A 24196-nucleotide genomic window follows, 5' to 3' on the forward strand; every position below is an offset into this window, starting at 1 on the left:
ACGGTCCGCGGCGTCCCGACAGGTTAGGCCCGGCTGCGGAATGCGCGGATCGCCAGAGGAGCGAAGACCACCGCCAGCGCGGCGGCCCACAGCAGCGAGCTGACCGCCGCTCCGGCGACCTCGCCGCCGATCAGCAGCCCGCGGACGGCGTCGGCGAGCTGCGTCACGGGGTTGACGTTCACCCACACCTGCAGCCAGCCGGGCATCGTGTCGGTCGGCACGAACGCGTTGCTGGTGAACGTCAACGGCATCATCAGGGAGAATGCGAAGATCTGCACCTTCTCCGGATCCTTCGCCTTGAGGCCGATGAGCACCGACATCCAGGACATCGCCAGCGCGAAGACCAGCAGCAGCGCCACCGCGCCCAGCACGCCGGTCACTCCGGTCTGGATCCGGAAGCCGAGGATCGTGCCGATCCCGAGGAACAGGAACAGCGCCCAGAGCTGCTTGGCGGTGTCGGCGACGATCCGGCCCGCCAGCGGCGCGGTGCGGGCGATCGGCAGGCTGCGCAGCCGGTCGAAGACGCCCTTGGTGATGTCGGTGTTGAGGCCGATCGCCGTGGTCAACGTGGCGAACAGCGCGTTCTGCACGACCAGGCCGGGCAGCGCGAACTGCAGGTAGTCTCCGGTGCTCCCGGCGATGGCGCCGCCGAACACGTAGGTGAACAGCAGCAGGAACATCACCGGCTGCACGCTCAGGTCGAGCAGCTCCATGGGGTTGTGCTTGATCTGCACCAGGCTGCGCCAGGTGAGCGTCATCGTCTGGCGGAACCCGGCCGACAGGCCGGGACGCCTGGCAGCGGCCGGGACCGGTGCGGTCGTCGTGGTCATGCGAACACCTCTTCGTCCTTCATGGTTCCGGCGGGCTCGTCCTCGGCGGGGTGACCGGTCAGGGCCAGGAAGACCTCGTCGAGGCTGGACTTGCGCAGGGCGAGCTCGGAGGCGACGACCCCGAGGTCGTCCAGCCGCCGCACGATCGCCGGCACCACCGCGGGGTCGTGCACCGACGCCACGACCTTCCCGCCGGCCGATGCCGGGGTGTCACCGACGACGTCGGCGACGACCTGGACGACCAGGTCGAGCTGGTCGGGCCGGAGCGGCCGGACCTCCAGGACCTGCGCCCCGGTGGTCGCCTTCAGCTCGTCGGAGGTGCCCGAGGCGATCACCCTGCCGTGGTCGAACACCACGATGTCGTCGGCGAGCTGGTCGGCCTCCTCCAGATACTGGGTGGTGAGCAGCACCGTCACCCCGTCGGCCATGAGGTCGCGCACCACGCTCCACAGCTCGGTGCGGCTGCGCGGGTCGAGGCCGGTGGTCGGCTCGTCGAGGAACAGCACCTGGGGCCGTCCCACCAGGCTGGCCGCCAGGTCGAGGCGGCGGCGCATGCCGCCCGAGTAGGTCTTGGCCGCCCGGCTCCCGGCGTGCGTCAGCTCGAACCGCTCCAGCAGCTCGGCCGCCCTCGCCCGGGCGGCGGCCCGCGACAGGTCGAGCAGGCGGCCGAGCATCACCAGGTTCTCCACGCCGGTGAGCGTCTCGTCGACCCCGGCGTACTGTCCCGTGAGGCCGATCAGCGACCGCACCTGGTGGGCCTGCTCCGTCACGTCGAACCCGCCGACCGACGCCCTGCCTCCGTCGGGGCGGAGCAGCGTCGCCAGGATCCGCACGGCGGTGGTCTTGCCCGCCCCGTTGGGCCCCAGGACGCCGAGCAGCCGTCCCTGCGGCACGAGGAGATCGACCCCGTCGAGGGCACGGGTCTCCCCGTAACGCTTCACCAGACCCTCCGCCTGAATGGCGTATCGCATGATCGGCACCTCTTCCTAGTGATCGGGCCACCAGAGTGCACCGCCCCACTGACACTTCTCTGATCGCCCGCTGACCCCGGTGGGGCCCGCTGACAGATCGCTGACACGAGGGGCCGCCCGCCCGACCCTCTAGGCTGACAGCGTGAGCGACCGAGCCGATGAGCACAGGGATGTCACGAACGGCGCCCCGGCGGCAGGCGGGGCGGGCGCGCGGCCCCCGGGAGGCGATCGCGTCCCGTTGCGCGCCCCGGCCAACCCGGTCTCCCGCAAGGCCGTCACGCTGTGGCTGCTGGAACAGGCGTTCTGGGCCGTCGTGCTGGTGGGCGGATCCTTCCTGCTGGCCCGGTGGGCCGACGGCGGCCGGTGGTCCTGGCTGCCCGGCTGGGCGCTGGACGGCGTCTGGTGGCTGCCGGCCGTGGTGGCGGTGCTCGTCGTGCCGGCCGCGATCGTCGAGCCCTTCTGGCGCTACGCCGTGCACCGGTGGGAGCTCAGCGGGGACGTGGTCTACGCCCGGTCCGGGTGGATCAGCAGGGAGTGGGCCTTCGTCCCGGTCAGCCGGATCCAGACGGTGGACAAGACGCAGGGCACGCTGGAGCGGACGCTCGGGCTGGCCACGGTCGAGATCCGCACCGCCTCCCACGCGGGGTCGTCCACGATCCAGGGCCTCGACTACGAGGTCGCCGCGGCCCTGGCCGAGGAGCTCGCCCGGCGGGCCGAGGAGCTGAGGGACGACGCCACATGACCGAACCTCCCGAGCGGCGGAGTCCTCCCGCGGCGCCTCCAGGGCGGCAGAGCCCTCCGGGGGAGCCGGGTGCGCAGGACGAGGCCCGCTCCGACGCCACCCCCGGCGGCCCGCCCCCAGGCCCGCAGGCCGCGCCGGCGGGCCGGGAGTACGGCCCGCCGCCGACCGGCCCCAGGCTGAGGCTCAGCCCCAAGGTGCTGCTGACGGATCCGATCCGGATGCTGCCCTCGCTCTTCCTGCCGCTGGCCGGCGTCCTGTTCATCGGCGGCTTCTCGCCGGGCTCGTTCGGGTGGGCGGCCTTCGGCGTCGTCGGCTCGGTCGTCTACGCCGCCGTCCGCTGGGCCACCTTCACCTACCAGGTCGTCGGCGACCGGCTGGAGCTCACCCGGGCGCTGGTCAGCAGGTCGGTGCGGACGATCCCGCTGGAGCGGATCAGGGGCGTCGACGTCAGCAACCCGCCCCTGCACCGGCTGCTCGGCATCGCGGTGCTGAGGATCGACACCGGAGCGGGTGGTGACGAGAAGCAGGAGGGCGAGCTCGACGGGGTGACCGTCGAGGAGGCCGAGCGGCTCAAGGCCGTGCTCCTGTGGCACGCCCGCGCCCGGATGGCGCGGCGGGCCCAGGCGCAGGAGGCCGCCCGGGCGGGCGCGGGGCCGGATCCCGCGCTCCCGGGGACCGGCCCGGCCGGCGACGCCGTGACGGACTCCGGCGCTCCCACGGGGACCGCCGTCACCGCCACGGCCCGTCACGAGGTCGGTGAGACGACTCCCGAGCGGGTGTTCTTCGTGGTGCCGCGCAAGTGGCTCGCCTACGGTCCCCTGTCGGGGGCCTACCTGCTGACCCCGTTCGCGCTGGTGGCCGGTGCCGTGGGCCTGGCCTTCCAGTGGGGCTCGGAGCTCAAGATCGACGGACGGGCCGTGGTGAGCGCGGGGGAGTGGCTCTGGGGGCACCCCGCCCTCCTCGTCGGCGCCCTGGTGCTGCTGGTGCTCGCCATGCCGGTCGTCGGCGCGATCATGTACGCCGTGTTCAACTGGGACTTCACCCTGCGCGCCAGGGAGGGCTATCTCATCGCCGAGCGCGGCCTGGTCACCCGCCGCAGCGTGTCGCTGGAGCGGCGCAGGGTGCGCGGGTTCGAGCTGGTGGAGGGGCCGGCCGAACGATGGGCGGGCTTCGCCCGCGCGTGGGCGATCGTGACCGGTCTCGGCGACTCCGAGACCCGGGGGCAGCTGATGCCGGTGGTGCCGCGGGCCATCGTGCTCGACGTGGTGGGCGAGGCGATCGGCCCGATCGCCACCGGGCTGCGGCCCCACCCGGCGGCGGCGCGCAGGCGCCGGCTGTTCCGGGCGGTCTTCCCGTGGCTGGTGGTCGCCGCCTGCGCGGCGGTGGCCGCCGTGACGTGGTCCCCGCTCTGGTGGGGGCTCGCGCTGCCGGCGCTGCTCCTGGCGGCCCTGGGCGTCCCGCTCGGCCTGGACCGCTACCGCTCTCTCGGCCATACCTACGACGGGGCCCGCCTGTCGGTCCGGTCGGGGTCGCTGCGCCGCTCCCAGGCCGTGGTGGAGGAGCGGGCCGTGGTCGGCTGGACCCTCCGGCAGACGTGGTTCCAGCGGCGTGCCGGGGTGCTGACCGTGGTCGCCGGAGTCGGCGCGGGCACCGGCGGCTACGAGGCGATCGACGTCGGCGAGGCCGAGGGCGTGGCCTTCGCCGCCGAGGTCACGCCCGGCTGGCTCGCCCCGTTCGGCACCGGCGGAGCCGCCACCCGGCCCTGACCCGCCTGACCGGCGGAGCGGTCGTGATCCCTCCGTACGGCGTGGCACTGTGATCTGCCCGTGCGGTGGATGGTTGTGACTGCTCCGTGCGGCGGGTGCTCCGGGCGCTCCGTGGATCCGTGACCCGTCCACACGGCGGAGCGGGGGCGACCGGCTCTCCGGTCACCCCCGCTCCGCCGCGCTGTGGTCAGTCCTGGCGGCGGGCGCCGAACATGATCTCGTCCCAGGTCGGCACCGACGCGCGCCGTCCCCGGGCCTTCTTCGCCGGCCGTGCCGGGGGCGGTGCCGGCTTCGGCGGCTCCGCGGGCTTCGGCGCCTCGGCAGGCTTGTCCACCGCGGGCTTGGCGGCCTCGGGCTCCTGCGCCGCGGGCTTGTCCGGCTGCCGTGCCCCTTCCTTGACCGGTCCGGCCGGAGCAGGCCGTTCGTCCGCGCTGACGCGTGCCGCCGGCACGGCTATCGGGGCCTCCCGGGCCGGTTCCGGCTCGGCCGCGGGCTCCTCGGTGTCGGGCGCCGCCTCGGGTGCCGTCGTCTCCTGCTCGGCGGCCTGCTCCCGGACGGGCTCCGGCGCGGCCGGCTCGGGCGCGGTCTCGGGAACCTCCGCGACGACCGGCTCCGGCGTGGCGACCGGCTCCTCCACGGTGACCGGCTCGGGCGCGGCGGCCACCGCCGGCGCGACGGGCTCGGGCTCCGGGAGGCGGGCCGGCTCCGGCGCGGCCGGTGCCGTCCCGGCCGCCGGCTCCGGCTCGGCGGCGCCGACCGGCGGGGCGGGCTCGGCCGGCTCGTGGACGGCGGGATCGGGCCTCCTGACCGGCTCCGGCGCCCTGGCCGGTGTGTAACCGGGCTGGTCCGGGGCGCGCAGCGGCGGCACCGAGGACCTCGGCGCCTCGTATCCGGCCGGGAGCGGGGGCATCGGCGGCTGCACGTAGGCGGCCGGGGACTCGGGCTGCTCGTAGGCGGCCGGAGGCTCGGGCTGCTCGTGGGCCGGAGCGGCCGGGGGCTCGTTGCGCACCACCGAGGGGAACGACACCGGCGGCTGGTTCAGCGGCTCGGGCGCCAGCGGCGGCACCGGTGCGAGCTTGGCCACGCGCGGCACGAACGGCGTGACGATGGAGTCCTCGACCGGTTCGACGTATTCGCCGGCGGACAGGCGCATGGCCTCGTCGTCGTGCGGCGTGATGTGGCGCCGGCGCGGATCGAAGATCCACTCGGCGTTGCGGCTGTGACCGTTCCAAACGAAACCGAGCTTGATCCGCCACAGGTTGTCGTCCCTTTTGGCGGAGTCCCAGTCGATCTCGTCGGCGGGCACGCCGCGACGGGTCAGCCGCTCGGCGACCAGGTCGCCGAGGGTGGGACCGGGAGCGGAGTCGCCCGGCAGCCGCACGGCGCAGCGCTGCGCCTGCTGAGCCATGTACTCACGTTCCTGGAGCACGGGGCCCTCGAACCACCGCACCCGCTCGACCGGGATGCCCGCCGTGGCGGCGATCTCCTCCGCGGTCTCGCCGGCACGGATCCGGGCCTGGATCTCCTTGGGGCGCAACGGACTCTCCACTTCGATCTCGTACTGGCCGAGACGGGAGAAGTTGCCGCGGACGGCAGCACGGAGCCGGTCGTCGACGGGCAGCGTGAACCGGGTCCCCCGGCCGGCTGTCGCCAGCACGAGATAGGTCCCGTCCTCACTCACCGCGACGAGTCGGAGCTCCTGCATGCGAGTCCCTTCGTCGTCGTGCTCAATCTTCCCCCGGACCCTTGAGTCTCTCGCGTGTGCCGGTTGCCTGCCAGCACCGTACCCGGCATGTCCGAACATCGCCTTCCTGGATGGGGCTCGCAGCGATGTGACGCCGGTCACATTTGCTCCATTCATCTACTTGCAGGCACCGGTGTGGAGCAGCACGTTCAGGGTCCTCGACGGATTCTCCCCAATAACGCCGGGTGCCGTTGTGGACTTCGGCCAATAGCCGGGAGATGACATCGGGGCCCGCCGGCCGGTCCCCGGGTGGCGTGTCGCGGCCACGGGGGCGTGGGGCGGCGGTCCGGTGCGGTCCGGGCCGTCACCGTCGCCGGAGATCATGGCAGCCGGTGCGGCGTGGAGCGGCGGTCGGTGTGGACGGCAGGAGAATGTCATCTCCGGCGTACTCCCTCGGGGTTGGGCGGCGCGGGGCGTCTGCGAATCTGCCTGTCGCACAGGTCACAGGAACAACAGGACACGCGGATGCGTCATTCTTCGAGGGAGCCTTTACGCACCCCTTTACCGAAAGCTTGTGAGAAGGGACTGATTCGGGGAATGGGCGGCCAGCAGAGATTCGATCTGAGCGTGCCGCAGATCGTGGGGGGCGCTCTGGCCACGATGACGGCGGCGGTGGCCGCATCGTATCTGGGGGTCGCCGGTACGGTGATCGGCGCGGCCGTGATGAGCGTCGGGAGCACGGTCGGCGGCGCCGTGTACACCCACTACCTCAAGCGCACCGGCACCCAGCTCACCCTCCTCAGAGGACACGAGGCCGCCGACGACCCGCCCAGAAAGGTGGAGGGCAAGGGCGAGCTGGCGACGGCCGCGCGGGCCACCGTGCGGGGCGGGGCGCAGGCTCGGTGGGCCGGCGGGCCGGCCCCGGCGGACCCCGACGCCCCGACCTCGGTGCTCCCGGCCGTCGGCGGCGCGGTGGATCCGGACGCCCCGACCTCGCCGTTCCCGGTGAGCGGGCCGGCCCCGGCGGACCCCGAGGCCCCGACCTCGGTGCTCCCGGCCGTCGGCGGCGGCACGGCGCCGAGCGCCGACGACCTGAACGGCCTCGTCGTGGTGGACGTCGACCCGGCCACGGCCGAACTGCCCAGGATCACCGACGGCACCCACGCCGACGGCTCCCGCGTCAGGGTCTGGATGCTGGCGGTGACGGCGGTGGTGACGTTCGCGCTGGGCATGGGGGCCATCCTGGGGTTCGAGGGGCTCACCGGGCAGCCGGTCTCCAGCACCGTCCGGGGGGAGAAGGGGTCGGGCACCAGCCTCAACCCCGGCGCGGGCAAGCGGGACAAGAGCCCCGACCGGGTCAAGCACTCCAGGCCGGCCAGCCCGGCGCCGCCGGCGACCCCCGACCGGACCCCCGGGCCGGCCGCGACCGCCGACTCCGGGCAGTCCGAGCGGCCGGAGTCGGAGCCGCCCGCCGAGCCCACCCCCTCGGCCACTCCGACCCGCACCCCGGCCCCGGACCCGACCCCCGGTCCCACCCAGATCGACCCGTCGCCGGAGCCCAGCGACCAGCCGACCGGCCCGCCGCCGAGTGAGCTGCCCCCTCCCGACGAGGGCGGTCCGCAGAGCGAGGGGCCCGAGGAGCAGAGCGTCCTCGACGGCCGCTGAGGGGCCGTCTCAGCCCAGCACGGCGTCCAGATAGTCGTTGGTGAACACGCGCTGCGGGTCCAGCCGGTCCCGCAGCGCCCGGAAGTCGCCGAACCGGGGATAGACCGTGGCCAGGTAGGCCGCGTCACGGGTGTGGAGCTTGCCCCAGTGCGGCCGGCCGCCCAGCCGGGTCATGATCTCCTCGACGCCCTCGAAGTAGGCCGGGTTCGGCGTCGGCCGGTAGATGTGGCAGGCGATGTAGGCCGAGTCCCTGCCGTAGGCGGTGGACAGCCACGCGTCACTGGGCGGGGTGACCCGCACCTCGACCGGGAAGGTGATCTTCCAGTCCCGCCGTTCCACGAGGTCGCGGGTCTCGCGCAGGGCCTGGCCGAGGTGCTCGCGCGGGATCGCGTACTCCATCTCCAGGAAGCGCACGTCCCGCACGCTCGTGAAGATCTTGTACGAGGTGTCGGTGTGGGTCGAGGCCGACAGCGCCGCCGCCGAGATCGCGTTGAGCCGGGGGATCGCGCCGGGGAAGCGCCCGCCGATCCCGCACAACGCGCCGAACAGGGTGTTCTCCAGGAACTTGTTGTCCAGCCAGTGCCTGAAGGCGCCGGGCGGATCGGCCGGCCCCGCGCTCCGGTTGTTCCGCTTGGTCAGGCAGGTGTCGGTGTGCGGCAGCCAGAAGAAGTCCAGGTGCTCGTTGTCCGAGGTGATCGTGTCGAGCGAGTCGAGGATCCCGGTCAGCGTCATCGGCTGCCGGACGCTGCGCAGCAGGAACGACGGCTCCACCCGGAAGGTCACCGCGGTCACCACGCCGAGCGCGCCGAGGCCGACCCGGGCGGCGTCGAACAGATCCTGCTCGCTCACCCCGTCGCGGACCTTCCCCGTGCCGCCGCGGGTGACCGTGACGACCTCGCCGTCGGCGAGCACCAGCTCCAGCCCGGTCACCTGGTCGGCCAGACCGCCGACCTCCCGGCCGGTGCCGTGGGTGCCGGTCTGGATGGCGCCGGCGAGGGTCTGGGCGGTGATGTCGCCCATGTTCGCCAGGGCCAGGCCCATCCGGTCGAGCTCCTCGTTCAGCACGTGGAGCGGTGTGCCAGCGGCCGCCGTCACCCAGCCGTCGCCGCTCTCGCGGACGCCGGTCAGGGCCTCCGGCCGCAGCAGCAGGCCGTCGGTCAGCGCGACCCCGGTGAAGGAGTGCCCGGTGCCGACCATCCGCACCCGGCGCCCCGAGGCGGCGGCGTCCCGTACGGCCCGCGCCACCTCCTCCGTCGAGGAGGGCACGCGGACCTCCTGCGGGGTGGCGGACTGGTTCCCGGCCCAGTTGCGGAATGTCTCGCTCATGCACGCTCCTGCCTGTCGGCGTCATGGAGCACGCATGGTCTGCGCCTTCGGCCTACGCCGCGGGCACCTGTTCACCCCCGCTCCGCTCGCGAATGTGAACAATACTCATGATTACTGCTGGGGGATAGGGGTCCGCAGCCAGGTGGAGCCGCCGACGCCGATGAGCACGGCGAGTATGGCGCAGGCGAAGGAGAACCCGTAGGCGTTGGAGGCGCCGAAGACGTCGGTGAGCCGGCCGCCCGCCCAGGCGCCGAGCGCCACGCCGAAGCCGACCGCGGTGGAGACCCACGACATGCCCTCGGTGAGCAGGTGGGCCGGGACCAGCCGCTCGACCAGCGCGTAACCGGTGATGATCGTTGGGGAGATGGCCAGCCCGGCGAGGAACAGCGCCGGGACCATGATCTTGACGTCGCCGATCAGGGCGATCGGGGTCAGCCCGGCGGCGAACACCCCGAGGGCGCGGACGAACCGGCGGCGCAGCGAGATCTTCCACCGCCGCGCGCCGTACCAGAGGCCGGAGACCAGGCTCCCGCTCGCGATCGAGGCCAGCAGCAGCCCCGCGGCGGGCTTGGCCCCCTGCTCCTCGGCGAACGCCACCGTGATCAGGTCCACCGAGCCGAAGACCGCGCCCATCGCCAGGAACACGCACGACAGCAGGGCGATCCCGGGGATGGTGATCGGGGTGCCGGAGTGCTTCTCGCCGCGGCGGACCGGCGGCTCGGTGCCGCGCTGCATCGCGAAGGCGATCGTGCCCACGATCGTGCAGACCAGGGCGACGATCAGGCCGGCGTAGGGGTTGACCGCGGTGGCCAGGGCGCTGACCAGCGCGGGCCCGGCGACGAAGATGACCTCGTCGGCGACCGACTCGAAGGAGAACGCCGCGTGCAGCTTGGCCGACCCGGCCAGCAGGTGCGTCCAGCGGGCCCGCACGAGCGAGCCGAGCGACACCGCGCTCGCGCCGGCCGCGACACCGGCGGCGAACAGGCTCCAGACGGGCGCCTGGAGCTCGGCGCAGAGCATCAGGCCCGCCAGCGCGGCGCCGTGGGCCAGGGTGAGCGGGACGATTACCCTGGCCTGGCCGAACCTGTCCACCAGCCGTCCGGTCAGGGGCGCGGCGACGGCGTAGGAGACGTTGACGGTGGCCGCGACCGCGCCTGCCATGGCGAAGGAGTCGGTGAGAGCCTCGATGAGCATGACGATGCCGATGCCGAGCATCGACATCGGCATCCGCCCGAGGAATCCGGCGATGACGAAACCCTTGACGCCGGGCGTGCTGAACAGCCCCCGGTACGGCCCGACCACTGACAGCTCCCCCTCGTGCGCTTCCGGCGTAGATCGTAGCGACCATTTCCTGCCGGACCGCCACCCGGCAAGCCATTTTCCGCGCAATGGCACACATCATGGCTTCTTGGAGCTAACGTGAGCGCGGTGTCGCATCTTCCCCGGTTGTGGGCGTTCGTCACGGTGCTGGCCGTGGTGGCCGCGCTCGCGGTCGTCGGCGGCGCGGTGTTCGTCGCCACCCGCCCCACCGACTCCCTCACCGCCGCCGCCGCCGAGTCCGACGTCCGGGACCTGGCCGGGATCGTCCCGCTGGCCAGTCCTCCGGCCGCCGGGGCGACCGCGCCGGCCACCCCTGCGGCGGTCGGCCCGACCCCGGCGGCCTCGGCCACCGGCGGTCCCGGGATCACCCTGACCCCGCCCCGGCTGCTGGTGATCTCCCAGTCGACCCTGTCCCAGCAGACCAAGGAGGACATCTCACAGCTCAAGCACGTCCAGAAGATCGACTCCTTCGACGGCGGGGCGGTGAAGGTGTCCGGGGCCGGGCTCAACCTGCTCGCGGTCGACCCCGCCCGGTTCCGCGCCTGGGCGCCGAAGGCGGTGGCCCAGCAGCCCGCGGTGTGGAGCGCGCTGGCCAAGGGCGAGTTCGTCGCCGACAGCTCGGCGGTGCGCCGCCTCGGGCTGGTCCTCGGCTCGCACTACCAAGTGGACGGCGGGCCCCTGCTCCGGGTCGCGGCCTCCGCCTCCTTCGGCCTGCCCGGCGTGGACGGCCTGGTGGGCGCCGAGACCGGGCGGCGGCTCGGGCTGCTGCCGGGCGTGGCGCTGCTGGTGCACGGGCCGGAGAAGGCGGTGGCGGCCCTCGACGCCGGGGTGCGCAAGCTGCTGAGCTCGGGCGCGCAGGTGATCACCGTGGGTGGCAGCCGTACGGTCGGGACCGCCACCGGGAAGACCACCGCCGACAGGACCACGGGCAAGACCACGGGCAGGACCAAGGACAAGACCGCCGAGCGGCCGCGGGCGGCCCGGCGGGTGGCGGTCGGGCGGCCCGGCAGCTATCTGGAGCTGTACCGCAGGTCGGCCACCGTCTGTCCGGGCCTCTCCTGGACGGTGCTGGCCGCGATCGGCCAGGTGGAGAGCTCGCACGGGCGCAACAACGGGCCGTCCTCGGCGGGCGCCCAGGGGCCGATGCAGTTCATGCCCGCCACCTGGAAGGCCTACGGCGTCGACGGCGACGGCGACGGCGTCGCCGACATCTGGAGCCCCTACGACGCCGTCCCCTCGGCGGCCAACTACCTGTGCGCCAACGGCGCGGGGCAGGGCGGCAAGAAGCTGGAGAAGGCCATCTGGTTCTACAACCACTCCTGGGCGTACGTCAGCAAGGTCATGTCCGTCTCGCGGGGCTACGCCGCCGCCTACCCGTGACGGAGCGGGGCCACGCCGCCCACCCGTGAACGGGTCAGCTCCGGCGGCGGGGCGGGGCGGGGCAGCAGGTGGCCGCGCAGGCGGCCGGCTCCGGCTCGGCCAGCAGTTCCCCGACCATCGAGACGAATCGGGGGTGGGTGCCCGCGGTGGCGGCCCTGGCCAGCGGGAGGCCCAGCTCCCGGGCCAGCTCCGCGGCCTCCACGTCGAGGTCGTAGACCACCTCCATGTGGTCGGAGACGAACCCGATCGGCACCAGCACCACCGCGGGGGCGTCGATCTCACGCAGGTGGTCGCAGACGTCGGGCTCCAGCCACGGGATGTGCGGGGCGCCGCTGCGGCTCTGCCAGACCAGGTCCCACGGCCGGTCGCCGCCCAGCTCGGCGCTGATCAGCGAGGCCGTCCGGCGCAGCTGCGCCTCGTACGCCCCGCCGTGCGGCCCGGACGTCTCGGCCATCGAGATCGGGATGCTGTGCGCGGTGAAGACCAGGAGCGCGGAGTCGCGGTGCTCGGCCGGCAGCTCCTCCAGGGCCTCACGGGTGTGGTCCACCATGGCCGCGACGAAGCCCGGGTGGTCGAAGTAGTGCCGGAGCTTGATGATCTCCGGGGCGTCCTCGACCGCGGCCCTGGCCAGGGAGATGTCGTCGATGTACTGCCGGCAGGCCGAGTAGGAGCTGTAGGCGGCGGTGACGAAGGCCGCCGCCCGGCGCACGCCGTCGGCGGCCATCCGGCGGAGCGTGTCCTCCAGGTAGGGGTGCCAGTTGCGGTTGCCCCAGTAGACCGGCAGGTCGACGGTCGGCTCGACCGCGGCGATCAGGTCGCGGCACTGCTGGTTGATCGGGCTTGCCCCGCCGAAGCGCTGGTAGTGCGCCTCGACCTCCAGCAACCGCTCGCGCGGGATCCCCCGGCCCCGCACCACGTTCTCCAGAAACGGCATCACGTCGTCGGGCTTCTCCGGCCCTCCGAACGAGACGACGAGCAACGCGTCGTAAGTCCCCATGGCATTCATCAAACCGCATTCGGGGGCTCCTCTCACATGGTCGTCCCGGTTGTCCGCATCCGGGTGTCGACCCGGATGCGCGACCGGGGGTGAGGACCGATGTAAGTTCGGGTCGTGACCCCTTTCAACGACATTCGTGACTATGTCGGCGTACCGCGGGTAGCGTCCCTGCGGCTCTCCCCCGACGGAACCCGCCTGGTCAGCGTGGTGCAGGCGCTGAACCCCGATGGCAAGTCCTACGGAACGTCCCTGTGGGAGATCCCTCTCGACGGGCGCAGGGCCTACCGGCTGACCAGGTCCGTCAAGGGCGAGGCCGGGGCGGAGTTCACCGCCTCGGGCGACCTGGTCTTCGGTTCGCGGCGCCCAGACCCGGAAGTGAAGGAGCCCGACGAGGAGGTCCCGGCACTCTGGCTGCTGCCCGCGGTGGGCGGCGAGGCCAGGCAGATCGCCTCCCGGCCCGGCGGCGTGGCCGGGTTCGCGACCGGCGGCCGGAGCGTGGTCTTCGGCTCCGACGTCCTGCCCGGTGACGAGACCACCGAGGAGGAGCGGCGCAAGACCCGCAAGGACGCCGGGATCAGCGCGATCCTGCACGAGAGCTCCCCGGTGCGCTACTGGGATCACGACCTCGGCCCCGGCGAGCCCCGGCTGTTCGCCGGGACCCTCGGCGACGACGACCGGCTGGCCCAGGTCAGAGACCTCACCCCGCAGCCGGGCAAGGCACTGGTCAACGCCTCCTACGACGTCACCCCCGACGGGGCGACGGTCGTGACGACCTGGTCGGTGCCGCAGCCGGCGGGCGAGCTCCGCTCCCGGCTGGTGGCGATCGAGACCGCCGACGCCGGGGCCCTGCGGGTCGTGGCCGAGCAGGAGGGCCACGACTTCAACGGCCCGGTCAAGGTCTCGCCCGACGGGCGCCTGGTCGCCTGCGTCCGCGAGCGCCACGCCGACACCTCGCGGATCCCCGAGGTCACGATGTGGATCGTGGACCTGGCCACCGGCGAGGGGCACGCCGCCGGCGGCGACCTGTGGCCGGCCGACATCATCTGGGCGCCGGACTCGCGCTCCCTGTACGTGGCCGCCGACCACCAGGGCCGCCGCCCGGTCTTCGAGGTCCCGGCCGACGGCTCCGAGCCGGTACGGCTCACGCCCGACGACGCCGCCTACCTGTCGCTCAACGTCGCGCCCGACGGCACGCTCTACGCGCTGCGCAGCGCCGTGGACCGCGCCGCGGGGCCGGTCCGGATCACCGCCGGTGGCACGGTCGAGGAGCTGGCTTCCCCGGCCCCCGCGCTGGAGCTGCCCGGCACCCTGACCGAGGTCACCGCGACCGCCGACGACGGCGCGACGGTCCGGGCCTGGCTGGTGCTGCCGGAGGGGGCCTCGGCGGAGAACCCGGCGCCGTTCCTGCTCTGGATCCACGGCGGCCCGCTGTCGAGCTGGAACGACTGGTCCTGGCGGTGGAACCCGTGGATCATGGCCCAGCACGGCTACGCCGTACTGCTGCCCGACCCGTGCCTGTCCACCGGCTACGGGCCCGAGATGATCCGGCGCGGATGGGCGGACTGGGGCCCGCGCACCCACGCCGACCTGATGGCGGTCACCGACGCCGCCCTGGAACTGCCGGAGGTCGACGCCACCCGGACCGCGGCCATGGGCGGCTCGTTCGGCGGCTACATGGCCAACTGGGTCGCCGGTCACACCGACCGGTTCAAGGCGATCGTCACCCACGCCTCGCTCTGGCACCTGGACCAGTTCTCCGGCACCACCGACGGGCCGATGTACTGGCAGCGCGAGTTCGGCGCCCTGGGCGGCGAGCTGTACGGCAAGCTCTCCCCGCACCTGTCGCTGGCGGAGATCTCCACGCCGATGCTGGTCATCCACGGCGACAAGGACTACCGGGTGCCGATCGGCGAGGGCCTGCGCCTGTGGTGGGACCTGCAGCGTTCGGGCGTGGAGTCGAAGTTCCTCTACTTCCCCGACGAGAACCACTGGGTGCTCAAGCCGGGCAACGCCGTGGTCTGGTACGAGACCGTGCTCGCCTTCCTGGCCCAGCACGTTCTCGGCCGGGAGTGGAAGCGGCCGGAGTCGCTCTCGTGACCCTGGCCGAGCCGACGAGGAGGGGGCGGAGACCGTGGAGAAGGTAGGGGTCTTCGCCCACCTGGCCGAGGAGATCGCCCGGGAGGCCGGGGAGATGCTCGTGGCCAAACGGCCGGCCCGGCCGGAGGTGCTGGCCACCAAGTCCAGCCCCACCGACGTGGTGACCGCGCTGGACAAGGCGTCGGAGGAGCTGATCCGCTCCAGGATCCGGGCGGTCAGGCCGGACGACGCGATCCTCGGCGAGGAGGGCGGCTCGACCGGCGGCGGCCGGGTCCGCTGGATCGTCGACCCGATCGACGGGACGGTCAACTTCCTGTACGGCCTGCCCGAGTGGGCGGTCAGCATCGCCGTCGAGGTCGACGGTGAGGTCGTCGCCGGGGTGGTCAACGTCGTGCCCCGGGGCGAGGTCTTCACCGCGGCCAAGGGCGAGGGCGCGTGGCTGGCGGGGCAGCGGCTGCGCTGCAACACCGGTGTGCCGCTGGAGCGGGCCCTGATCGCCACCGGGTTCGGCTACGAGGTCGGCCGGCGGACGGTCCAGGCGGAGGTGCTCGCCCAGGTGATGCCGCGGGTGCGCGACATCCGCCGGGGCGGTTCGGCGGCCGCGGACCTGTGCTCGGTGGCGGCCGGCCGGGTGGACGGCTACTACGAGCGCGGCCCGCAGGCGTGGGACTACGCGGCCGGCGGCCTCGTCGCCACCGAGGCCGGAGCCGTGATCGGCGGGCTGAACGGCAGGCCGGTCGGCCCGGACTTCACGCTCTGCGCGGCGCCGGGCCTGTTCGAGGAGCTGCACGGGCTGCTGGCGCCGCTGGACCCCGAGCGCGACACCTGACGCGAGGGAGCCCCCGGCCGGCGGCCGGGGGCTCCCTCGCGTCAGCGCTAGATGGAGACGCCGTTGTCCGTGGCCAGACGGTGGAGGTCCTCGATCTCGGCGGTGAAGGTGTCGGCGAGGTAGTCGTCGCCGGCGGATCTGGCCTCCTGCAGGTTCTTGTAAGCCTGGTTGAGGCGGTGTCCGATCGTGGTCGTGAACTCGCCCATTTCACCTTCTTTCAAAAAGGGGGCTGAAGGTAGGGCTGCTGGGGGCTGGCTCCGGCTCTACCCACTGTCGGGTATCGGCTAAACCTGTATGTGTCACACATCACGGACAGTGCCTATCCTGGCACCTGCCTTACCGTCGGCTTACGGCGGGTGTGGCGACAATGGGGAGCCGTTCCAGCGGCTGTTTCCATATCTCACGGGAGGTACCAGAGGCCGTGCGGGTGCTTGTGGTTGAGGACGAGCGGGTGCTCGCCGACGCGATCGCGACGGGGCTCCGGCGCGAGGCCATGGCTGTCGACGTCGCCTACGACGGCGCGGGCGCGCTGGAACGGACCGGCTACATCGACTATGACGTGATCGTCCTGGACCGGGACCTGCCCAAGGTCCACGGGGACGAGGTCTGCCGCCGCCTGGTGGCCGAGCGGACCGCCTCGCGGATCCTGATGCTGACCGCCTCGGGCGACGTGGACGACAAGGTGGAGGGGCTGGGGCTGGGCGCCGACGACTACCTGGCCAAGCCCTTCGTGTTCGTCGAGCTCGTGGCGCGGGTGCGGGCGCTCGGCCGGCGCTCCGCCCCGGCGCTGCCGCCGGTGCTGGAGCGGTCCGGGGTCCGCCTGGACCCGGGCAAGCGGCTGGTCACCAGGGACGGCGAGGAGATCTCGCTCACCAAGAAGGAGTTCGCGGTCCTCGAGGAGCTGATGCGCGCCGAGGGCGCCGTCGTCAGCCAGGAGGACCTGCTGGACAAGGCGTGGGACGAGAACATCGACCCGTTCACCAACGTGGTGCGCGTCACCATGATGACCCTGAGGAAGAAGCTGGGCGAGCCTCAGGTGATCGAGACGGTGCCCGGGGTCGGATACAAGTTGTGAGTGTTCCAGCAGGTGGGGGGGAGGACCGGCCCGACATCGTCCCGGCCGGTGAGGCGCGCGAGTCCGTGCCCACCCACCCGATGATCAGCCCGCACTCCGAGAGGGGGGCGGCCAGGGGAGCCCGGCCCGCCCCCGGCGCGCCGGGGCGCGCCCAGCCGCCACCGCCCTCCGGTCCGCCGGTGTGGGACGGCCCGCCCCCGGCGGGCGCCGTCCCGGTCAGCCCCACGCCCCTCGACCGGCTGAGGGTGGCCATCGACCGGCTCAGCATCCGCTGGCGGCTGACCATCACCTACGGCGTGCTGTTCTTCGTGGCCGGGATGCTCCTGCTGTTCGTGATCTACATGATGGTGGGCTGGGCCATCAACGGGGCCTGGCCGGATGTCAGCCTGCAGAACGCCTCGCCCGTGCTGGAACAGAAGTTCCAGCAGGAGTGGCTCGGGTGGAAGCACGCCGCGATCGACGAGGCGCGCAACGCCCTGCTCAGCCGCTCGCTGCTGGCCCTGGCGGGCGTGGGCATCCTGGCGATCATCATCGGCTACCTCGTCGCCGACCGGGCGCTCAAGCCGATCCAGCAGATGACCGCCACGGCCCGCAAGCTCTCCGGCACCACGCTCGCCCATGAGCGGATCGGCCTCAAGGGGCCCGACGACGAGCTCAAGGAGCTGGCCGACACCTTCGACGCCATGTTGACCAGGCTCAATGTGGCGTTCGACACACAACGGAGGTTCGTGGCCAACGCCTCGCACGAGCTCCGCACCCCGTTGACGATCAACCGGACGGTCCTGGAGATCGCGCTGGGCGACCCCGAGGCGTCGGGGGACCTCAAGGCGCTGGGCCGTACGCTCCTGGAGGTCAACGCCCGCAACGAGCAGCTCATCGAGGGCCTGCTGCTGCTGGCCCGCAGCGAGCGGGAGCTGAGCGTGCGCAAGCCGGTGGACGTCAAGGACGTCGCCGAGACCGCCGTCGAGCAGCTCGCCTCGCGTGCCGAGGAGGCGGGGGTCACCATGACCACCGAGCTCCAGAGCGCCGAGACGGAAGGCGATCCGGTCCTGCTGGAGCGCTGCGTGGCCAATCTGGTGGAGAACGCGATAAAGCACAACCTCCCCGAATCCGGGCGCCTGTGGGTGCGCACGGGAATGGTGGAGGGGGCCTTGGTTGTTCAGGTGGCCAACACGGGGCCGCATGTGCCCGCATACGAGGTGAACAGCCTGTTCGAGCCGTTCCGGCGGCTCAACGCCGACCGGGTCGAATCGGCCCGCGGGGCGGGTCTCGGGCTGTCCATCGTCCGTGCGGTCGTGCGCGCTCACGGGGGTAATGTGACCGCCGTCCCCAGGGATGGCGGGGGTCTCGTGGTGACCGTGAGACTCCAATCACGTTGATCCGGCGGGGGGCGTCTCGTTCACGCCGTACATGTGGTTGGATGTGCCGTCGAACACGGTGGTTCATGTCGCCAATGCTGTGGTTTACGCCATATTTGGCTAACCGCGCCTATTGGCGGTAGGTCCCTCACGTGTAGGGAGGTTCAGCGACCATTCCAGCAGGGTACCGAGCAGGAATCTCTCTGTCGGATTGGGCACAAGTTGGGCCTCTCGGACGTTACACACGCGCGAGCCGGCGCAGACAGATAGATGAGGGGGATGGAGCAGACCAATGGCTACCGATTACGACAGCCCACGCAAGACCGATGACGACCTCAATGAGGACAGTCTTCAGGAACTGCAGGCGCGCCGTACCGACAAGTCCTCGGGCAGTATCGACATCGACGAGACGGACCTCGCCGAGTCGCTCGAACTGCCGGGTGCGGACCTGTCCAACGAGGAGCTCTCGCTCCGGGTGATCCCTCGTCAGGCCGACGAGTTCACCTGCGCACGCTGCTTCTTGGTGCACCACCGCAGTCAGCTCGCCGTTGAGAGGAACGGCCAGCAGATCTGCCGGGAGTGCGCGGCCTGACGATGGTTTCCGATGGCCTGTCCGATGTGTGCCCTCAGGTGCAAGGGTAGAGGGCCCCAGGACAAGCCTTGAGGAGGTTCCGAGACATGACGTCAGAGAACAAACAGACCGGTGCCGAGCCGGGCGACTCCACGGCCGCGGAGTCGGCCGGCACACCGGAGAACGAGGTGGCCGAGATCGTCGGCAGGCTCGCCGAGCCTGGCGACCTGGATGGCGCCGAGCGGCGACGGCTGCTCGGCCGCCTGACCGCCACGCTGGCCGACGGGGCGAAGAAGGCCAGGTCCTCCGGGGTCGGCCGGGGCCGGTGGCTGGCCGACGTGTTCATGGCCGTGGCCCCTCGCATCCCCATCCGCGACCTCGCCACCCTCTCCGAGCACCACCACGGGCTCACCTCCGAGGCGCTGGCCGACGACCTGGCGCGCACCGCCTCCAAGGCCACCATGACGGTCGGCGCGATCGGCGGCGCCCTCGCCGCGGCCGAGTTCGCCGCCCCGCCCCTGCTGCTGTCGGCCCCCGCCCAGCTCGTGGCCGAGACCCTCGTGGTCGCCGCGATCGAGGTCAAGCTCATCGCCGAGCTCCACGAGGTCTACGGCGTACCGGTGCAGGGCACCGGATCCCAGCGGGCCGTGGCCTTCGTGACCGCCTGGTCCAAGCAGCGCGGGGTCGACCCCATGTCCCCCGGTTCGGTCACCGTCGCCCTGGGCGCCGCCACCAAGACCGCGCTGCGCAACCGGCTGATGCGCACCCTCGGGCGCCACCTGACCACCCTCGGCCCCTTCCTCACCGGCGCCGTGGCCGGAGGCGCGCTCAACCGCGCCGCCACCCGGAAGCTCGCCGACGTCGTCCGGGCCGATCTGAGGGTCCATCGGGCACTTCCACCTGGAAAGTCATAGAAACGCCCGAATTGGGTAGTCGTTATGGGTAGGACGACTATCTGGAGGAATCTGTGCAGGGCCGCAGCTCGTTTCTGATCGTGGCTAACCGCCTTCCCGTGGACCGGGTGGGTGAGGACATGTGGCGGCGCAGCCCCGGCGGCCTCGTCACCGCGATCGCCCCCGTCCTCCAGCGCCGGGAGGGCGCCTGGATCGGATGGCACGGCGCCCCCGGCGAGCGGCTCGAACCCTTCGACCACGACGGCATGCACCTCATCCCCGTGCCGTTGTCGGAGTCGGAGGTTGAGCTCTACTACGAAGGCTTCTCCAACACCACGCTCTGGCCGCTCTACCACGACGTGGTCGCCCCCCCGGTCTACTCGCGCGCCATGTGGGAGGCGTACCGCACGATCAACGAGCGCTTCGCCCAGGCCGCCGCGGAGCAGGCCGCGCAGAACGCGGTCGTGTGGATCCAGGACTACCAGCTCCAGCTCGTCCCCGCCATGCTGCGCGAACTCCGCCCCGACCTGCGCATCGGCTTCTTCCTGCACATCCCCTTCCCGCCGGTGGAGCTGTTCTCGCAGCTGCCCTGGCGGCGGGAGATCGTCGAGGGTCTCCTCGGCGCCGACCTCGTCGGGTTCCAGCGCCCCGGCGGCGCCTCCAACTTCATCCGGCTCTGCCGCCGTCTGCTCGGCCTCCAGCACCACAAGCACGAGATATACGTGGAGGACCGGGTCGTGCGGGCCGGGGCCTTCCCCATCTCGGTGGACTTCGGCGAGCTGGACTCCCTGGTCCGGGAGCCGCACATCATCGAACGGGCCAAGGAGATCCGCGCGGAGCTGGGCGACCCCGAGTGCATGCTGCTCGGCGTGGACCGGCTCGACTACACCAAGGGCATCGGCCAGCGGCTGAAGGCGTTCGAGGAGCTGTTGTGCGAGGGCTCGGTCAAGCCCGGGGAGGCGGCGTTCGTGCAGATCGCCACGCCGAGCCGGGAACGGGTCGAGGAATACATGCGGCTGCGCGACTCGATCGAGCTGCAGGTCGGCCGGATCAACGGCGAGCAGGGGGAGCTGGGCCTGCAGCCGGTGCAGTACATGCACCAGTCCTACGGCCGTGACGAGCTGGCCTCGCTCTACCTGGCGGCGGACGTGATGGTGGTGACGCCGCTGCGCGACGGGATGAACCTCGTCGCCAAGGAGTACATCGCCTGCCACAACGACCTGCGCGGCGCCCTGGTGCTCAGCGAGTTCGCCGGGGCGGCCGACGAGCTGCGGCAGGCGTTCATGGTCAACCCCTACGACATCGACGGGCTCAAGCGGATGATGCTGACCGCGATGCGGGCCACGCCGCACGACCTGTCGCGCCGGATGCGCTCGCTGCGCAGACGGGTGGCGACCTACGACGTGGACCGCTGGGCGAAGGAGTTTCTCGCCGCCCTCGAATCCTGAGAGCCCGCACGGGCGGCCTCCGGACCCCGGGCCTGCGCGCTCCGCCGCCTCCCGCTCCCGAGAGCCCGCGCGGCGGCCGCCTCCGGGTCCCGGACGCCCCCGTGGTCCTGTCGCGGCCTCTGACGGCGGCTCACGGCCTCTGACGGCGGCGGGGCGCACCCCGCCGCCGGGTCAGGAGGCGACCTCCTTGGCCGTCTCCTTGACGGCCTTCCAGGCGTTGTAGCGCTTCTTGGCGGTGCGGCCGACCACGATCTGGGCGACCTGCATGCCCACCCCCATCACCACGGCGTAGCCGATCGCCTCACCGAGGCTGATGTCCAGCGACTCGCTGTCGGCCGGCGGCTTCTTGCCGGTGGCCTTCTCCCAGGCGAACCCGATGACCTTCTTGGCGGCCCAGGCCGTGGCCAGCCCCACCAGGCCGCCGATGGCCCGCCACGCCATGTCCTGCTTCTCGGTCTTGTCGGCCATATGGGTCCCTCCCTTTTCTCCGCTTCCGCTCCGCACAGGAACACTAGTCTCCTCCAGCGTCGCATCGCGTGAAGCCATACCATAGGGAGGCATGACACAACAGCGACTGCGCCATGCGCCCATGCCCGAGAAACCGACTCTCGACGGGCTGGAAGCCGTATGGGTGGACCGCTGGGAGACCGAGGGCACCTACCGCTTCGACAGGACGCGCACCCGGGAGCAGATCTACTCGATCGACACCCCGCCGCCGACCGTCTCCGGGTCCCTGCACGTCGGCCATGTCTTCTCCTACACCCACACCGACACCGTCGCCCGCTTCCAGCGCATGCGCGGCCGCGAGGTCTTCTACCCCATGGGCTGGGACGACAACGGCCTGCCCACAGAGCGCCGGGTGCAGAACCACTTCGGCGTGCGCTGCGACCCCTCCATCCCCTACGACCCGGGCTTCGAGCCGCCCGAGCAGCGTCCCCGCGGCCGCGGGGACGCTGCTCGGCAGGTCCCGATCTCGCGCCGCAACTTCATCGAGCTGTGCGAGCGGCTCACCCTCGAGGACGAGAAGGCCTTCGAGGAGCTGTGGCGCCGCCTGGGCCTGTCGGTGGACTGGTCGCTGACCTACGCCACCATCGACGGCGGCGCGCGGGCCGCCTCCCAGCGCGCTTTCCTGCGCAACCTGGCCCGTGGCGAGGCATACCTCTCGGAGGCGCCCACGCTGTGGGACGTCACCTTCCGCACGGCCGTCGCCCAGGCCGAGCTGGAGGACCGGGAGTGGCCCGGCGCCTTCCACCGGCTGGGCTTCACGCTGTCACCGGAGCAGCGGGCCGCGGGGTTCGGCGACCGCGTCTGGGTCGAGACGACACGCCCCGAGCTGATGCCCGCCTGCGTGGCGCTGGTCGCCCACCCCGACGACGAGCGCTACCGGCCGCTGTTCGGCACCACGGTCAGGACGCCGCTGTTCGGTGTCGAGGTGCCGGTGCTGGCCCATCACCTGGCCGAGCCCGACAAGGGGTCCGGCATCGCGATGATCTGCACCTTCGGCGACATCACCGACGTCACCTGGTGGCGCGAGCTGAACCTGCCCACCAGGGCGGTCATCGGCTGGGACGGCCGGATGCTCCCCGAGGCGCCCGAGGGCGTCCCCGCCGAGCCGTACGCCGAGCTGGCGGGCCGGACCGTGCACGGCGCCCGCGAGCGGATCGTGGAGCTGCTGCGCGGGTCCGGCGACATGGAGGGCGAGCCGCGGCAGGTCAGGCGGGCGGTGAAGTTCTACGAGAAGGGCGACCGGCCCCTGGAGATCGTCACCACCCGCCAGTGGTACATCCGCAACGGCGGGCGCGACCGCGGGCTCAGGGAGGCCCTCCTGGCGCGCGGCGAGGAGCTGTCCTGGCATCCGCCCCACATGAAGGTCCGCTACGACAACTGGGTGGAGGGCCTGGCGGGCGACTGGCTGATCTCCCGGCAGCGGTTCTTCGGCGTGCCGATCCCGGTGTGGTACCCGCTGGACGGCGCGGGCGAGCCCGACCGCTCCTCGCCGATCCTGGCGGAGGAGTCCATGCTGCCCATGGACCCCTCCACGGACGTGCCGCCCGGCTACACCGAGGACCAGCGCGGCAAGCCGGGAGGCTTCGCCGGCGACCCGGACGTCATGGACACCTGGGCCACCTCCTCGCTGAGCCCGCAGATCGCGGGCGGCTGGGAGCGGGACGAGGACCTGTTCGAACGGGTCTTCCCGATGGACCTGCGCCCGCAGGCCCACGAGATCATCCGCACCTGGCTGTTCTCGACGGTGGTCCGGGCCCACCTGGAGCGGGGCGTGCTGCCCTGGCGCAACGCCGCCATCTCCGGGTGGATCCTCGACCCGGACCGCAAGAAGATGTCCAAGTCCGTGGGGAACGTCGTCACCCCGCTCGGCCTGCTGGAGCAGTACGGCTCCGACGCCGTCCGCTACTGGGCGGCGCACGGCCGCCCGGGCACCGACACGGCCTTCGACACCGGCCAGATCAAGATCGGCCGCCGTCTGGCGATCAAGATCCTGAACGCCTCCAAGTTCGTGCTGGGCATGGGGGAGGACGGCGGCGAGGTCACCGAGCCGATCGACCTGTCGATGCTGGCCCGGCTGTCGCAGGTGGTCGGCGAGGCCACCGAGGCGTTCGAGGACTACGACTACACCCGCGCGCTGGAGCGGACCGAGCGGTTCTTCTGGGAGTTCTGCGACGACTACCTGGAGCTGGTCAAGGCCAGGGCCTACGGCGAGGGCGTTGCCGCGCGCTCGGCCCACGCTGCGCTGCGTGAGGCGCTCGACGTCATGCTCCGGCTGTTCGCCCCCTTCCTGCCGTTCGTCACCGAGGAGGTCTGGTCCTGGTGGCGTGCGGGGTCGGTGCACCGGGCGCCCTGGCCCACGGCATCCGCGCGGGGCGGCGAGGCGGAGCTGCTCCCGGTGGTGGCGGTGGTCCTCGGCCGGGTGCGCAAGGCCAAGTCCGACGCCAAGCTGTCGATGCGCGGCGAGGTCTCCCGGCTGACCGTCACCGGCGCCCAGGCCGATCTCGTACGGCAGGCGCAGGACGACCTGTGCGGCGCGGGCGTCATCGAGGAGTTCGTGCTGCAGGACGGCGAGGGTGACCTGCGGGTGGAGGTCACCCTCGCCTGACCCCACACAAGTCTGTCCTTCCGGTCGGACGGTCCTGCCGTACGGTCGAGACACGACAGGCGAGGGGAGGACAGGGCATGACTCCAGGCTGCGGCAGCTGTAGCTGCTACCTCGACGACAGGGTGCTCTCCC

At 72.2% G+C, this 24196-nt stretch carries 20 protein-coding genes; 12 read left to right on the forward strand and 8 right to left on the reverse strand.

Features of this window, described 5'->3' with window-relative positions; translation table 11 throughout:
- Nucleotides 1-23: 23 nt before the first annotated feature.
- Nucleotides 24-830, reverse strand: coding sequence for an ABC transporter permease (locus ACZ6R6_RS11690; RefSeq protein ID WP_470092452.1), 807 nt, complete (start codon nt 828-830; stop codon nt 24-26).
- Nucleotides 827-1801 carry an ATP-binding cassette domain-containing protein gene (locus ACZ6R6_RS11695; protein WP_470092454.1) on the reverse strand — a complete coding sequence of 325 codons (975 nt, stop codon included), beginning with the start codon at nt 1799-1801 and terminating at the stop codon, nt 827-829. The genes ACZ6R6_RS11690 and ACZ6R6_RS11695 overlap by 4 nt, the downstream gene beginning before the upstream one ends.
- Nucleotides 1802-1943: 142 nt before the next feature.
- Here ACZ6R6_RS11695 and ACZ6R6_RS11700 point away from each other — a divergent pair, with 142 nt between their 5' ends.
- Both ACZ6R6_RS11700 and ACZ6R6_RS11705 read left to right on the forward strand, forming a co-directional pair.
- Complete coding sequence (locus tag ACZ6R6_RS11700) at nt 1944-2543, forward strand: PH domain-containing protein (RefSeq protein WP_370879709.1); 600 nt, start codon at nt 1944-1946, stop codon at nt 2541-2543.
- Nucleotides 2540-4309, forward strand: coding sequence for a PH domain-containing protein (locus tag ACZ6R6_RS11705; RefSeq protein ID WP_470092456.1), 1770 nt, complete (start codon nt 2540-2542; stop codon nt 4307-4309). Before ACZ6R6_RS11700 ends, ACZ6R6_RS11705 begins: the two co-directional genes overlap by 4 nt.
- Before the next feature lie 187 nt (nt 4310-4496).
- Here the strand turns inward: ACZ6R6_RS11705 and sepH are convergent, their stop codons facing one another.
- On the reverse strand, nt 4497-6014 hold the full coding sequence (gene sepH / locus ACZ6R6_RS11710) for a septation protein SepH (RefSeq protein ID WP_470092458.1): 1518 nt from the start codon (nt 6012-6014) through the stop codon (nt 4497-4499).
- A 606-nt stretch (nt 6015-6620) separates the two neighbouring features.
- On the opposite strand from sepH, the gene ACZ6R6_RS11715 reads away from it, so the two are divergent.
- Nucleotides 6621-7658, forward strand: a complete 1038-nt coding sequence (locus ACZ6R6_RS11715) for a hypothetical protein (protein WP_470092460.1) — start codon at nt 6621-6623, stop codon at nt 7656-7658.
- A 9-nt stretch (nt 7659-7667) separates the two neighbouring features.
- Here the strand turns inward: ACZ6R6_RS11715 and ACZ6R6_RS11720 are convergent, their stop codons facing one another.
- Entirely contained in the window at nt 7668-8984 is a 1317-nt protein-coding gene (locus ACZ6R6_RS11720) for a D-arabinono-1,4-lactone oxidase (protein ID WP_470092462.1), read from the reverse strand.
- A gap of 111 nt (nt 8985-9095) precedes the next feature.
- Nucleotides 9096-10286, reverse strand: coding sequence for an MFS transporter (locus tag ACZ6R6_RS11725; RefSeq protein WP_470092464.1), 1191 nt, complete (start codon nt 10284-10286; stop codon nt 9096-9098).
- A 126-nt stretch (nt 10287-10412) separates the two neighbouring features.
- Here ACZ6R6_RS11725 and ACZ6R6_RS11730 point away from each other — a divergent pair, with 126 nt between their 5' ends.
- On the forward strand, nt 10413-11684 hold the full coding sequence (locus ACZ6R6_RS11730; protein ID WP_470092466.1) for a lytic transglycosylase domain-containing protein: 1272 nt from the start codon (nt 10413-10415) through the stop codon (nt 11682-11684).
- Between the two features lie 34 nt (nt 11685-11718).
- Here the strand turns inward: ACZ6R6_RS11730 and ACZ6R6_RS11735 are convergent, their stop codons facing one another.
- Complete coding sequence (locus ACZ6R6_RS11735; RefSeq protein WP_470092468.1) at nt 11719-12681, reverse strand: ferrochelatase; 963 nt, start codon at nt 12679-12681, stop codon at nt 11719-11721.
- 114 nt (nt 12682-12795) lie between these two features.
- Here ACZ6R6_RS11735 and ACZ6R6_RS11740 point away from each other — a divergent pair, with 114 nt between their 5' ends.
- Both ACZ6R6_RS11740 and ACZ6R6_RS11745 read left to right on the forward strand, forming a co-directional pair.
- Nucleotides 12796-14778 carry a S9 family peptidase gene (locus ACZ6R6_RS11740; protein WP_470092470.1) on the forward strand — a complete coding sequence of 661 codons (1983 nt, stop codon included), beginning with the start codon at nt 12796-12798 and terminating at the stop codon, nt 14776-14778.
- A gap of 34 nt (nt 14779-14812) precedes the next feature.
- Nucleotides 14813-15607, forward strand: coding sequence for an inositol monophosphatase family protein (locus tag ACZ6R6_RS11745; protein WP_470092472.1), 795 nt, complete (start codon nt 14813-14815; stop codon nt 15605-15607).
- Between the two features lie 47 nt (nt 15608-15654).
- Here ACZ6R6_RS11745 and ACZ6R6_RS11750 read toward each other — a convergent pair whose 3' ends face one another.
- Entirely contained in the window at nt 15655-15813 is a 159-nt protein-coding gene (locus tag ACZ6R6_RS11750) for a hypothetical protein (protein WP_470092474.1), read from the reverse strand.
- A 215-nt stretch (nt 15814-16028) separates the two neighbouring features.
- Here ACZ6R6_RS11750 and ACZ6R6_RS11755 point away from each other — a divergent pair, with 215 nt between their 5' ends.
- The 5 genes from ACZ6R6_RS11755 (at nt 16029) to ACZ6R6_RS11775 (ending at nt 20952) form a co-directional block, all read left to right on the forward strand.
- Entirely contained in the window at nt 16029-16682 is a 654-nt protein-coding gene (locus ACZ6R6_RS11755) for a response regulator transcription factor (RefSeq protein WP_306867559.1), read from the forward strand.
- An 80-nt stretch (nt 16683-16762) separates the two neighbouring features.
- The gene (locus ACZ6R6_RS11760) at nt 16763-18061 is read left to right on the forward strand and encodes a sensor histidine kinase (protein WP_470092780.1); all 1299 of its coding nucleotides are present in this window, start codon (nt 16763-16765) and stop codon (nt 18059-18061) included.
- Between the two features lie 271 nt (nt 18062-18332).
- Complete coding sequence (locus tag ACZ6R6_RS11765) at nt 18333-18632, forward strand: DUF4193 domain-containing protein (RefSeq protein WP_012893211.1); 300 nt, start codon at nt 18333-18335, stop codon at nt 18630-18632.
- 86 nt (nt 18633-18718) lie between these two features.
- Entirely contained in the window at nt 18719-19525 is an 807-nt protein-coding gene (locus ACZ6R6_RS11770; protein ID WP_470092477.1) for a hypothetical protein, read from the forward strand.
- A gap of 53 nt (nt 19526-19578) precedes the next feature.
- Nucleotides 19579-20952 (forward strand): alpha,alpha-trehalose-phosphate synthase (UDP-forming), encoded by a 1374-nt coding sequence (locus ACZ6R6_RS11775; protein ID WP_306867568.1) that lies wholly within the window; start codon nt 19579-19581, stop codon nt 20950-20952.
- Nucleotides 20953-21123: 171 nt separating this feature from the next.
- Here ACZ6R6_RS11775 and ACZ6R6_RS11780 read toward each other — a convergent pair whose 3' ends face one another.
- Nucleotides 21124-21420: a DUF4235 domain-containing protein gene (locus ACZ6R6_RS11780; protein ID WP_470092479.1), complete on the reverse strand. Its 297-nt coding sequence runs from the start codon at nt 21418-21420 to the stop codon at nt 21124-21126.
- A 91-nt stretch (nt 21421-21511) separates the two neighbouring features.
- Between ACZ6R6_RS11780 and valS the strand changes: the two genes are divergently transcribed.
- Nucleotides 21512-24064: a valine--tRNA ligase gene (gene valS, locus ACZ6R6_RS11785; protein ID WP_470092481.1), complete on the forward strand. Its 2553-nt coding sequence runs from the start codon at nt 21512-21514 to the stop codon at nt 24062-24064.
- Nucleotides 24065-24196 lie beyond the last annotated feature (132 nt).

Source organism: Streptosporangium sp. NPDC048886 (assembly GCF_055586905.1).

Excerpts from the sequence above, each read along its gene's own strand:
- ACZ6R6_RS11690 (WP_470092452.1), bottom strand. The coding sequence starts at position 830 with ATGACCACGACGACCGCACCGGTCCCGGCCGCTGCCAGGCGTCCCGGC.
- ACZ6R6_RS11695 (WP_470092454.1), bottom strand. The coding sequence starts at position 1,801 with ATGCGATACGCCATTCAGGCGGAGGGTCTGGTGAAGCGTTACGGGGAG.
- ACZ6R6_RS11705 (WP_470092456.1), top strand. The coding sequence starts at position 2,540 with ATGACCGAACCTCCCGAGCGGCGGAGTCCTCCCGCGGCGCCTCCAGGG.
- sepH (WP_470092458.1), bottom strand. The coding sequence starts at position 6,014 with ATGCAGGAGCTCCGACTCGTCGCGGTGAGTGAGGACGGGACCTATCTC.
- ACZ6R6_RS11720 (WP_470092462.1), bottom strand. The coding sequence starts at position 8,984 with ATGAGCGAGACATTCCGCAACTGGGCCGGGAACCAGTCCGCCACCCCG.
- ACZ6R6_RS11735 (WP_470092468.1), bottom strand. The coding sequence starts at position 12,681 with ATGGGGACTTACGACGCGTTGCTCGTCGTCTCGTTCGGAGGGCCGGAG.
- ACZ6R6_RS11750 (WP_470092474.1), bottom strand. The coding sequence starts at position 15,813 with ATGGGCGAGTTCACGACCACGATCGGACACCGCCTCAACCAGGCTTAC.
- ACZ6R6_RS11760 (WP_470092780.1), top strand. The coding sequence starts at position 16,763 with ATGATCAGCCCGCACTCCGAGAGGGGGGCGGCCAGGGGAGCCCGGCCC.
- ACZ6R6_RS11765 (WP_012893211.1), top strand. The coding sequence starts at position 18,333 with ATGGCTACCGATTACGACAGCCCACGCAAGACCGATGACGACCTCAAT.
- ACZ6R6_RS11770 (WP_470092477.1), top strand. The coding sequence starts at position 18,719 with ATGACGTCAGAGAACAAACAGACCGGTGCCGAGCCGGGCGACTCCACG.
- ACZ6R6_RS11780 (WP_470092479.1), bottom strand. The coding sequence starts at position 21,420 with ATGGCCGACAAGACCGAGAAGCAGGACATGGCGTGGCGGGCCATCGGC.
- valS (WP_470092481.1), top strand. The coding sequence starts at position 21,512 with ATGACACAACAGCGACTGCGCCATGCGCCCATGCCCGAGAAACCGACT.